Origin of the sequence: Streptomyces sp. NPDC000410, from assembly GCF_040300305.1 — a bacterium.
In the GTDB taxonomy this organism is placed as follows: Bacteria; Actinomycetota; Actinomycetes; order Streptomycetales; family Streptomycetaceae; genus Streptomyces.
The window spans coordinates 36262-48029 of sequence record NZ_JBEPDM010000032.1; the positions used below are offsets into that span (position 1 = coordinate 36262).

Consider the following 11768-nt stretch of genomic DNA (forward strand, 5'->3'; position numbering starts at 1 on the left):
GTGGAGTGGAAGATTCGATGGAAACAGACGAAACGGACACGGAGAGCGCCGTCCTGGCCGCCCGGGAGTTCTGGCACGGGGTGCTCGTCGCCGGTGGATCCACCGCGATCCCGCGCTGGTCGTCCAATCCCGTCACGGGCGTCGGCGCGCACGAGGCACAGCTCCCGGACGACGTCGCCACCGCGCTGCGGCGCACGGCGGACGACCTGGGAGTGCCCCTCAGCTCCGTGCTGCTGGCCGCGCACGCCAAGGTGCTCGCCGCGCTGTCCGGCGAGAGCGAGGTCACGACGGGCTACGTCCCGGCGCGGGGCGGCGGCCGGCCGCTGCCCTGCCGGCTGTCGACGGCATCCGGCTCCGGCACCTGGCGGTCGCTGGTCCAGGAGGCCCATCGGGTCGAGTCGGAACTGCTCGCGCACCAGGACTTCCCCGTCGACCGGCTCAAGGACGAGCTGGGGCTCACCGAGCCGTCGCCCGAGGCCGTGTTCGACCCGGCCCGCGTCGACGGCGGCCTCGCCGAGGACACCGTGCTGAGGGCGGGATTCGCGCTGCGCGACGACCGTCTCGTACTGCGGGTGCGCCACCGGACCGACGTGCTCGACGCGGCCTGCGCCGCCAGGATCGCGGGCTATCACCTCACCGCGCTCACCCTGATCGCCGCCGTTCCGGACGCCGAGCACACACGGCAGAGCCTGCTCTCCGCCGAGGAACTCCGCTTCCAGCTCGACGGGCTGGCCGGACCGCACCGGGACCTGCCGGACCGCCGCTTCCACGAACTGTTCGAGGAGCGGGTACGGGCCCACCCGGACGCCGTCGCCGCCGAGCACGGCGGCCGGCAGTGGACGTACGGTGAACTCAACGCCCGCGCCAACCGGCTCGGCCGCGCGCTGCTGGCCCGGGGGCTGCGCCCCGAGAGCGTCGTCGCCGTGGTGACCGAGCGCAACCTGGACTGGATGGCCTGCGTCCTCGCGATCTTCAAGGCCGGTGGCGTCTACCTGCCGATCGAGCCGCATTTCCCGGCCGACCGCATCGCGACCACGCTCGCCCGCGCCAAGTGCGGGCTCGTACTGACCGAGCCCGGCAGCACCACCACACTCGACCGGGCCCTCGAATTGGTCTCCGACGTGTCGATGCTCTACGTCGACGCCGCCTACGCGGAGGACCACCCCGACGGTGACCTCGGCGGCATCGGTGTCACGCCGGACCAGCTCGCGTACATCTACTTCACCTCCGGCTCCACGGGTGAGCCCAAGGGCGCGATGTGCGAGCACGCCGGAATGCTCAACCACCTCTACGCCAAGATCGACGATCTCGGGATCGGCGAGGGGCAGGTGGTCGCCCAGACCGCACCCCAGTGCTTCGACATCTCGCTGTGGCAGCTGGTCTCCGCGCTCCTGGTGGGCGGGCGGACCCTGCTGGTCGAGCAGGAGGTGATCCTGGACGTCCAGCGGTTCCTCGACAGGATCGTCGACGGCCGGGTCGGGGTGCTCCAGATCGTGCCGTCGTACCTCGAAGTCGTCCTGTCCGCTCTGGAGCAGCACCCCCGCCCGCTGCCGGACCTGCGCTGTGTGTCGGTCACCGGCGAGGCGCTCAAGAAGGAGCTCGCCGAACGCTGGTTCGCGGCCGAGCCCGGGATCAAGCTCGTCAACGCCTACGGCCTGACCGAGACCTCGGACGACACCAACCACGAGGTGATGCTGCGAGTGCCGGACGGGGAACGGGTCCCGCTCGGTCCCCCCGTCAACAACGTGCACGTCTACGTCGTCGACGGGCAGCTGTCGCCGGTACCGCTCGGCGCGCCCGGCGAGATCGTCTTCTCCGGGGTCTGCGTCGGCCGCGGTTACGTCAACGACCCCGAGCGCACCCGGCTGGCCTTCATGGCCGATCCGCACCGTGCGGGCGCACGGCTCTACCGGAGCGGCGACCACGGCCGCTGGCGGGCCGACGGCAAGCTGGAGTTCCTCGGCCGCCGCGACACCCAGGTCAAGATCCGGGGCTTCCGGATCGAGATCGGCGAGATCGAGAACACGCTGCTGCGCGTGCCGGGTGTGCGCGACGGCGCGGTGGTGGTCGCCGAGCGGGGGGCCCAGAGCAAGCAGCTGGTGGCCTTCTACTCCGGGGAGCCCGTCGAGACCGGCGTCCTGCGGGAACGGCTGGGCGCTTCGCTTCCCGCGTACATGGTCCCGGCGGTCTTCCACTGGCGCGAGAGCCTGCCGCTGACCCCCAACAGCAAGATCGACAGGAAGGCGCTGACGGCGCTCGCCAAGGAGCTCGATGCCGTCGAGGACAAGGACGAGGCGCACCAGGCACCGAGTACGCCGACCGAAGCGCGGCTGGCGGCCGCGTGGGCGCAGGTGCTCGGCGTCCCGCAGGACCAGATCGGACGGCAAGACCACTTCTTCGACCGCGGCGGCACCTCGCTGTCGGCGGTGAAGCTGGCGATCACCCTGGACCGTGCGGTGTCCCTCAAGGACGTCACCCGCCATCCGGTTCTCGCCGATCTGGCCGCACTGGTCGACGGCAGGTCCGAGCAGCGGCCCGCCGGGCTGTTGCAGTCCCTGTCGGAACCGGACGGCGCGCAGGCCGGTGCCCTGGTGTGCTTCCCCCACGCGGGCGGCAACGCCGTGAACTTCCAGCCGATGGCCAGAGCGCTGCAGGGCAGCGGCCCCGCGGTGTACGCCGTCGAGCTGCCCGGTCATGACGTGGCCGCCGAGCGGGAGCCGTTCGCTCCGATGGAACAGGTCGTCGAGCAGGTCGTCGACGAGATCATCGGGCGCGGACTGACCGGGGTCCTGCTGTGGGGCCACTCGTCGGGCGCCGCGTACGCCGTGGCGACGGCCCGAGCGCTCCAGGAGCGCGGGGCGGGCGTCCAGCGGGTGTTCGTCGCCGCGCAGCTGCTCGGCGACGCGGCCACCCGGCGCGCCACCGTCACGGAGCTGACCGGGCGCGGCGACGCCGAGATCGCCGCGGGACTGCGCGCGGACAGCGGCCACACCGGGCTCGGCGAGCTGGACGAGCGGCACGCCGCGCAGGTCGGTGCCGCCTACCGCCACGACTGCGTGGCCGCGAACCGCTACTTCGCCGACGCCCTGGACGCCCCGCCCCCGGTGCGGCTGTCCGCGCCGGTCACCGTGGTCGTCGCCGCCGACGACCCCCATACGGCGGAATACCCCCGCCGGTACCGCGACTGGCAGCTGCTGGCCGAGCACGTGGAGCTGTACGAGCTCGCCGGCGGTGGCCACTACTTCCCGCGTACGTGTCCGGCCGAGGCGGCCAAGGCCGTCCTGAGCGCCGCCGATCTGCTGGCTCCGTCCCGGGCGGCGACGTGAGCGGCCACAGCAGCCCTGAACAGCGACCGGAGCGACCGGAGCGACCGGAGCAACTGAACCGACTGAACCGACTGAACCGACTGAGCCACCGAAACGACTGAACGACCGCACGACGGAAGCGACCGAAAGGAAACCGAAGATGTCGTCCTCATCCCCGGCGTCCCAGCTCGATGTGGAGCTGCGACCCGGCAAACCACCGGTGCTGCGGGTCGAGGCCACCGGTGAGGCACCGAGCTGGGCGGCCGCGCACCGCGACGCGCTGCGCGCCGTCGTGGCGGAGCACGGTTCGGTGCTGGTCCGCGGCCTCGGGCTGCGCGACGCGGCCGGAGCCGGTGCCGTCTTCTCGCGGCTGGCGACCGGTCTGATGACCGAACGGGAGGCCTTCGCGCCCCGGCAGGCGTACGCCGACGGCGTGTACTCCTCGACGAAGTGGCCGCAGAACCAGCCCATGTGTATGCACCATGAATTGAGCTACACGCTCGAATTCCCCGGTCTGATGATGTTCGCCTGTGTCAGCGCGCCCACCGAGGGCGGGGCCACCGCGGTGGCCGACGCGCCGACCGTGCTGGACGCGCTGCCCACCGAGCTGACCGAGCGGTTCGAGCGGGAGGGCTGGCTGCTCACCCGCAGCTACAACGACGAGATCGGGGCGTCCTACGCCGAGGCGTTCGGCACCGAGGACCGGGGCGCCGTCGAGAGCTACTGCCGGGCCCACGCGATCGACTTCGAGTGGCAGTCCGACGGCGGTCTGCGCACCAGGCAGCGCCGCAGTGCCGTGGTGCGCCACCCGGTCACCGGACGTCGTTGCTGGTTCAACCAGATCGCGTTCCTCAACGAGTGGACGATGGCTCCCGAGGTGCGCGAGTACCTGGTGGATGAATACGGTGCAGATGGGTTGCCGTTCAATACCCGCTTCGGCAACGGCGACCCGATCGGCGAGGACGTCGTGGCGCTGCTCAACAAGGTCTACGAGGCCAACACCGCGCGCGAACCGTGGCAGGCCGGCGACCTGATGGTCGTGGACAACGTACGGACCGCGCACAGCAGGGAGCCCTTCGAGGGGCCGCGCGAGGTCGTCGTCGCGATGGCGGACGCGGTACGCCTGGCCGATTGCTCGCCGACCGTCGAGGTGACCACGGGATGACCACCACCAGCCAGTCCCCCGCTACGGAGGCCGCGATGTCACAGCCGACAACGAAGCCGGTGACGAAACCGGCGACGAAACCGTCGTCGACCGAACCGTCACTGACCGTGCCGCCGTTCTCGGTGATCTCCGGCGCCCAGGTCCAGCGCGCGCTGACCGGGCGTGAGAAGGAGATCGTGGAGCTGATCGAGGCCACCTACAAGCTGCACGGCGCCGGTGACTCGGTGAACCCACCGTCCTACTTCCTGCGCTTCCCCGACCGGCCGTCCTCGCGGATCATCGCGCTCCCCGCCTCGATCGGCGGACAGGTGCGGGTGGACGGCCTGAAGTGGATCTCCAGCTTCCCGGGGAACGTCGCGGCCGGGATCCCCAGGGCCTCGGCCGTACTGATCCTCAACGACCACGACACCGGCTACCCCTTCGCCTGCCTGGAGAGCTCGATCATCAGCGCCACCAGGACGGCCGCGTCCGCGGCACTGGCGGCCGACCGGCTCAGCCGGGGCCGGGGGCGCCCCACCCGCGTCGGTTTCATCGGGACCGGCCTGATCGCCCGCTACATCCACACCTTCCTGGCGGGCACCGGCTGGTCGTTCGACGAGATCGGCGTGCACGACCTGTCCACCGACAGCGCGGCCGGCTTCCGCTGCTATCTGGAGCAGTCGGGCACGGCCGGCCAGATCACCGTGCACGAGAGCGCCGAGCAGCTGATCCGCCTCAGCGACATGGTGGTCTTCGCCACCGTCGCCGGTGAGCCGCACATCGGCGACCCGTCGTGGTTCGCCCACAATCCGCTGGTGCTGCACATCTCGCTGCGCGACCTCGCGCCGGAGATCCTGCTCGCCTCGGCCAACATCGTCGATGACGTCGAGCACTGTCTGCAGGCCAACACCTCCCCCCATCTGGCCGAGCAGCTCACGGGCAACCGGGAATTCCTGAACGGCACGCTGGACGACGTGATGGCGGGGCGGGTGACGCTGCCGGCGGACCGGCCGGTGGTGTTCTCGCCCTTCGGGCTCGGAGTCCTCGACCTCGCCGTAGGCAAATTCGTCTACGACGAGGTGATCAGATCCGGGGAGTTGCACGTCATCGACGGCTTCTTCCATGAACTGCGCCGCCACGGATGAGCGGCGAAGGAGGCTCACAGCGCACTACTTCCAGGAAAGATCATCGGTCAAGTCGCCGCGGCTGAAGGCGCACGACACCGCGGCCACTGAGCAGGGCTCCCCGTCTGGCCTGGTTGGACACAGGGTCTCGCCCAGAGAGCGTGCAGCCCACACACCTCCAGACGTCAAGAAGTGCTCTGCTGCAGATGAGGAGGCCATCGTGCCAGTCATCTCCGTTCCCTATGCCTTCAACGAGGAGGAGCTCTACGTCGACCTCAAGTCGATCTTCGGGCACTCGCTCTTCCTGAAGTGTGAAGGCTTCAACTTCGCCGGCTCGATCAAGTTGAAGGCCGCGACCGAGATGGTGGAGGCCGCCGAGCGGAACAGGGTCCTGACGCCGGATTCGATTCTGGTCGAGTCCTCGTCCGGCAATCTGGGCGTGGCGCTGAGCATGATCGCGGCGAGCAAGGGCTACCGCTTTCTGTGCGTGACGGACTCCCGCTGCAACCTGTCGACCCGGCTGATGATGGAGGCGCTGGGCAGCCGCGTGCACATCATCGCCGGGCACGAGGCCCACGGCAGTTTCCTCGGTGCGCGGATCGACTACGTCCGTTCACTGTGCGCCTCGGACGAGCGGTACGTGTGGCTCAGCCAGTACACCAATCCGGCCAACTGGCAGGCGCACTACCGCACGACGGCGCCGGCCATCGCCCGCCAGTTCCCGCGTCTGGACGTCCTGTTCGTCGGGGCCGGAACCGCCGGGACCCTGATGGGCTGCGCCCGGTGGTTCCGGGAGTGGCACCGGCCGGTGCGCATCGTCGCACTGGACGCCGTCGGCTCGGTGTCCTTCGGCGGCCCTCCCGGCCGGCGGATGATCCCCGGCCTGGGCATGAGCATCCGCCCGCCGCTGCTCGACGAGTCCTTCGTGGACGAGGTGATACGCGTCGAGGAAGCGGACACCATACGTGCCTGCCATCGGCTGGCCCGCCGCGGATTCCTCTTCGGCGGCTCCACCGGCACCGTGGTCAGCGGCGCGATGGGCTGGCTGGACCAGCACGACCGCCGTGGGCTCACGGCGGTGGCCATCGCCCCGGACCTCGGCGAGCGCTACCTCGACACCATCTACCAGGCCAACTGGCTGAAGGATCTCTACGGGGACGACATCCTCAGCTTCGACGAACCGGACACCGCTCCGTTCCCCGGCACGATCCCGGACACCCTGCCGGGCAGCATGCCGGGCACGGTGCCGGACAACGCTCCGATCGAAGCCTGCCAGGGCCCTCAACCCCAGGAACGCAAGGCATAGCCGTGCCGTGCCGGTGCGGATCCCCCGATCCGCACCGGCACCGGCATGTCCGGCGCCTGGGCCCCTAGGAGCTGACGTAGTCGCGCAGGTGCCGGGCCGTGAGGGTGTCGGCGTTCGTGACGAGGTCGGAGGGGGTGCCGGTGAAGACCACCTGGCCGCCGTCGTGGCCACCGCCGGGGCCGAGGTCTATCAGCCAGTCGGCGTGGGCCATCACGGCCTGGTGGTGCTCGATGACGATCACCGAGTTCCCGTCGTCGACCAGGCGGTCGAGGAGGGCGAGGAGCTTGTCCACATCGGCCATGTGCAGGCCCGTGGTGGGCTCGTCCAGGACGTACGTGGAGGACTTCTCGGCCATGTGGATGGCGAGCTTGAGGCGCTGGCGCTCACCGCCGGAGAGCGTGTTGAGCGGCTGGCCGAGCCGGAGGTAGCCGAGGCCCACGTCGGTCAGCCGGCCGAGAATGGTGTGGGCCTGGCCCGAGGGGAAGAAGTCGTACGCCTCCGCGACCGGCATGCCGAGGACCTCGCTGATGTTCTTCCCGTGGAGCAGGTACGTGAGCACCTCGGGCGTGAAGCGCTTGCCCTCGCACTCCTCGCAGACCGAGGCCACGCCCGCCATCATCGCGAGGTCCGTGTAGACCAGTCCGATGCCGTTGCACTTCGGGCAGGCGCCTTCCGAATTCGCGCTGAACAGGGCGGGCTTGACCCCGTTGGCCTTGGCGAAGGCGCTGCGGATGGGGCCGAGCAGGCCGGTGTACGTCGCCGGGTTGGAGCGGCGGGAGCCGCGGATCGGCGACTGGTCGGCCACCACCACACCGTCCTGGCCCGCGAGATAGCCGTGGATCAGCGAGCTCTTGCCGGATCCGGCGACGCCCGTGACGACGGTGAGCACGCCGGTCGGGATCTCGACGCTGACGTCCCGCAGGTTGTGCAGGTCGGCATCCTTGATCGAGAGGTGTCCGCGCGGTGCGCGGACGGTCTCGCGGAGCCGGGCGCGATGCTCGAGGTGGCGGCCGGTGAGCGTGCCGGAGGCGCGCAGACCGGGCACGTCTCCGCTGTAGCAGATGTGGCCGCCGTCGGTGCCCGCTCCAGGACCGAGGTCGACCACGTGGTCGGCGATCGCGATGACCTCGGGCTTGTGCTCGACGACGAGGACCGTGTTGCCCTTGTCGCGCAGGCGCAGCAGCAGGTCGTTCATGCGCTGGATGTCGTGCGGGTGCAGCCCGGTGGTGGGGCTGGAGCCGAGGTGGCGCACCATTTTCACCGTTCCTAGCGATGTTGGCCATTGTTGGTCGAATCGCATGACACCGGACTCGTCCGGTGACCCTCCGAACGGTCTTGAGGGTCGGGGAACAGCGCAAGCTGGTCACCTTGGTGCAGTCGAGTCTTGCCGCCTCCGTTTGGCGTGCTCGCTGTCCTGGGTGGGCTCACGGTCCCACGCGCCCTCGGGATGAACCTGGCCTGGCCGGTAGCTCTCCGCGTCACGATCCTCCGGTCGTGGGCGGTCACACCTGGCCGACGCCGTGTTCGGTGCCCGAGGGCCCGTCGTCCGATGGCCACCGAGGCACCGTGATGCCGCGTGACCTGGGTCTTGGTCTGCTTCTGGAGCGGGGTCTTCCAATACCGCTCGCCCCAGATGCTGGTGTACGCCGGATCGACCGCGATCACGACCAGACCCTGGTGGTAGGCCATGCCGCGCAGCCGTTCCCGGAAGCGGGCGGTGGGGATACCGGAGACGGTGCGACGGAACTTCTTTCCCCGCCCGCCGCCTCCCATGGTCTCCCGGCCAGTGGCGCGGGCGTCGTCGAAGCCCAGGTTCTCGATCGCGATGCCCGCGCAGTGGTGCTCGTGGGCAATGGCGATGAGCCGGCTGATCGCGGCGCGAAGACGGCCGTCTCGCTGACTCGCCGGTCCTTCGACAGCGATCGGCACGGTGATGGGTTCGCCGACCGGGTTGCCGTGCTCGTCAAGGATGCAGGCGGCGAGGTGGTCGGAGTTGAGGTCGACACCGAGGAGGCGTTCGCCGAAGGCCCGGATCTCCTCGGGAGTCGGCAATACGGCTGTGTCGGCCGACCAGGAGGCATCCAGGTACCAGCGCCCGCGTCGCGGGTCGCACACGATGTCGTAGCGCACGGCCCGGTCGGCGATGACCCGGTCCAGCCACTCCTCACGCCGGTGCGAGAAGCTGACCGTGCTCGTGAGCCGGTACCGGCCCCTGGGGGCGTTCGCCAGATGCCGCAACGGCTCCGGCAGCACCAGCGTGATTGAGCCGTCGGCGGGATCGACGGCGATGGTGTAGTTGCCGTGCGGGGCACCCGACTCCCCGTCAGCGGTCAGGAACAGACGGCCGACGTCCCACCGCTGCCGCCACTGCGCTTCGGTGAGCTGGGCGTCGGCGAGGTTGTGCCGCGTCTTCGCCAAGCGCCGGCCACCTACGACGATGCTCGGCCGACCGGACTCGATGCGCTCCTCAACCTGCGCGAGACGGGTCTTGAGCACCGCGAGACGTCGCTGCTTGGACCACCGTTCGGCCTGGTCCCGGTAGCCCCGCGTCCTGCCGTTCCGCTGCCTGCACGGCACCGCAAGCCGCTTTTCGATGGTGCGGACAGCCCGGCGCAGACCGGCCCGCTCGTCGGACAGGCAGCGCAGAGAGAGCTGGTACTGGTCCTCGCTGGCGCGGGTCATCGCGCCCGCCCAGCGGGAGGAGGACACGGCGGTGAGCTTCTTCTTCCGCTCAGCCCTCCGGTTCTCCTTGATCTTCACCCGCCCAATCTCGACACGCATCGCGAGATCAGTCCGCTGATGGCGGCCCAGGTGCTCGCCGACCAGCCGCAGAACCTCAGCCTCGACCGCGGTGACACGAATACGGTCCCGGATCCGGGCACCGGTAGGCGCGCCAACGGTGAAGGGGGCTGCAATGGTGCGCAGTTCGCGCTTCCTGCCGCGTTTGCGTGCCACCAGCCACCCCCCCTGGCCGCATCGAATACAACCGCCACCACCGATCATGCGTTCCACACACTCCCAAGATCCCGGGAACCGGCGCCGTTCACCCCATCGAGGGACACCCTGACCAACCACGACCAACAACCGAGTCAACAGTTGCCAACCCGTATCTCTCGCTGGACCTGGTCGGCACGGAGACCCGCGAGGCGTTCGTGGGTGCCTGCAGGACGTCACTGCGCGCGGCGCTCGGCTGACGGTCCGCCCGACGGCACGCTCGGGCTCGACAGCCCGCTCGGCAGCTCGTGGCGCTCGGCGGCGGACGGAGCCGCGAGGGCGAGCGCGCGGTGCGTGCGGCGGAGCATGAGCCGGGCCATGACGGGGTGCACGTACCGGACCAGCGCGAAGTAGAGCCTGCCGCGGCGGTTGTGGGTCCGTACGACGGTCGTGAGGGTCACGTCCCGCTCACCGACGAGGAGCGAGGCGCGGAAGTCGAGGTGGGACGCGTCCTCGCCGAGCAGCAGCTCGTCACCCTCGACGGCGCGGACGGGAAACGGCAGTACGTCACGCCAGGCACGCGGATCGCGGTCCATGCCGGGCTCCAGCGGCAGCCGCCAGGCGTCGCTGAAGTCGGTGCGGTCGAAGGCGGTACGGGCCAGGTGCGCGCCCTCGGGGACGCCCACCGCCTCGGGCCGGTCCCAGACGAGCCGGTGCGCCAGGCGGACCCAGCGGGACCAGCGCGCGGCGGGACGGCGGAGCCGGCCGGTCGCGGCACGCTCCATGTTGTCGAGCAGCTCTTCCACGTAGACGTCGTGCATGGGCCGGATGAAGAGCGTCCAGAGGATCCGCTCACGGAGGCTCGGCCGCTGCTCCAGAACGTGGACGGCACGGCAGCGGCCGGGCCCGAGAGGCTCGATGTCGATGCGGTGGTAGCCGTTCTCCGGCGGGGCGAAGTCGAAGCGGACGCTGCGGCCGGGCTCGTAGGCGCCGACCGCGTACCGGACGAAACCGTGTCCGCCGTCGGCGCCGACGCCGAGCGGGCGGTCGAAGCGTATGGCGGGCCAGGCGGGGCCAGGGCTGAGCGGGTCGTCGTCGGCGGAGATCCGGTCGATCAGGGCGCCGACGGTGGCGGCGGGCGCCTCGATGACGCGCTCATGGACATTCCGTACGGTGCGCATCACGCACCTCCGTCCTCCATACGGGAGCGTATGTTTTTCCATACGGTACCGTATGGTTGCTCTCATGCCCCGACCTGACTCCCGACGTGACTCCTCCCGGCCCGACGCTCGACCCGGATCCCGGCCTCGGCTCACCGCACAGGACTGGGCGGACGCGGCACTCACGGCGATCGGCGAGCGAGGGCTGGCCGCGGTGGCGGTGGAACCGCTGGCGGCACGTCTCGGGGCGACCAAGGGCAGCTTCTACTGGCACTTCACGAACCGTGAGGCACTGATCGAGGCCGCGCTGGCGCGCTGGGAGGAGATCTGCACCGAGGAGATCATCACGGCGGTCGAGCGGGAACCGGACCCGGAGCGGCGGCTGCGACTGCTCTTCGCCGAGGCTACGGAGTCGGCGGCGGAGGACCCCCTGGAGGTCTCCCTCCTGGCCACCGCGGACCACCCGGTGGTGGCGGCGGTGCTGCGCCGGGTGACCGACCGGCGGGTGTCGTACGTGGCCGCGCTCTTCGAGGAACTCGGCTTCCCGGCGGCGGAGGCCCGCCGCCGGGGGCTCCTCGCGTACACGAGCTACCTGGGCCACACCCAACTCACCCACGCGGTGCCCGAGGCGGTGCCGGGGGGCGAGGAGCGGGCGGGGTACCTGGGCTCAGTGCTGGACGTGTTGCTGCGGCGGGGGTAGGGCGGGGCGGGTGGGGGTGGGGCGCCTGCGGCGGGCTTCTGTCCCCGCCCCGCCCCTTCCCGAACTGGGGGGCAAGCCCCCAGACCCCCGTACGG

At 70.5% G+C, this 11768-nt stretch carries 7 protein-coding genes and 1 pseudogene; 5 read left to right on the forward strand and 3 right to left on the reverse strand.

Features of this window, described 5'->3' with window-relative positions; genetic code table 11:
* Positions 1 to 17: 17 nt before the first annotated feature.
* The 4 genes from ABT342_RS26455 to sbnA all read left to right on the forward strand — a co-directional run bounded on the left by ABT342_RS26455 (position 18) and on the right by sbnA (position 6879).
* Positions 18 to 3326 (forward strand): non-ribosomal peptide synthetase, encoded by a 3309-nt coding sequence (locus ABT342_RS26455; RefSeq protein ID WP_351578760.1) that lies wholly within the window; start codon positions 18 to 20, stop codon positions 3324 to 3326.
* A 139-nt stretch (positions 3327 to 3465) separates the two neighbouring features.
* Positions 3466 to 4470: a TauD/TfdA family dioxygenase gene (locus tag ABT342_RS26460; RefSeq protein WP_351578763.1), complete on the forward strand. Its 1005-nt coding sequence runs from the start codon at positions 3466 to 3468 to the stop codon at positions 4468 to 4470.
* Between the two features lie 35 nt (positions 4471 to 4505).
* Complete coding sequence (gene sbnB, locus ABT342_RS26465; protein WP_351578857.1) at positions 4506 to 5594, forward strand: 2,3-diaminopropionate biosynthesis protein SbnB; 1089 nt, start codon at positions 4506 to 4508, stop codon at positions 5592 to 5594.
* Positions 5595 to 5793: 199 nt separating this feature from the next.
* Positions 5794 to 6879 carry a 2,3-diaminopropionate biosynthesis protein SbnA gene (gene sbnA / locus ABT342_RS26470; RefSeq protein ID WP_351578766.1) on the forward strand — a complete coding sequence of 362 codons (1086 nt, stop codon included), beginning with the start codon at positions 5794 to 5796 and terminating at the stop codon, positions 6877 to 6879.
* Between the two features lie 64 nt (positions 6880 to 6943).
* Here the strand turns inward: sbnA and ABT342_RS26475 are convergent.
* The 3 genes and pseudogenes from ABT342_RS26475 to ABT342_RS26485 form a co-directional block, all read right to left on the reverse strand.
* A pseudogene (locus ABT342_RS26475) lies at positions 6944 to 8140 on the reverse strand (ATP-binding cassette domain-containing protein); the annotation flags it as partial.
* A 5-nt stretch (positions 8141 to 8145) separates the two neighbouring features.
* Complete coding sequence (locus ABT342_RS26480) at positions 8146 to 9882, reverse strand: hypothetical protein (protein WP_351578860.1); 1737 nt, start codon at positions 9880 to 9882, stop codon at positions 8146 to 8148.
* A gap of 167 nt (positions 9883 to 10049) precedes the next feature.
* The gene (locus ABT342_RS26485; RefSeq protein WP_351578769.1) at positions 10050 to 10994 is read right to left on the reverse strand and encodes a DUF2867 domain-containing protein; all 945 of its coding nucleotides are present in this window, start codon (positions 10992 to 10994) and stop codon (positions 10050 to 10052) included.
* A 64-nt stretch (positions 10995 to 11058) separates the two neighbouring features.
* Between ABT342_RS26485 and ABT342_RS26490 the strand changes: the two genes are divergently transcribed.
* Entirely contained in the window at positions 11059 to 11673 is a 615-nt protein-coding gene (locus tag ABT342_RS26490) for a TetR/AcrR family transcriptional regulator (protein ID WP_351578772.1), read from the forward strand.
* Positions 11674 to 11768: the final 95 nt, after the last annotated feature.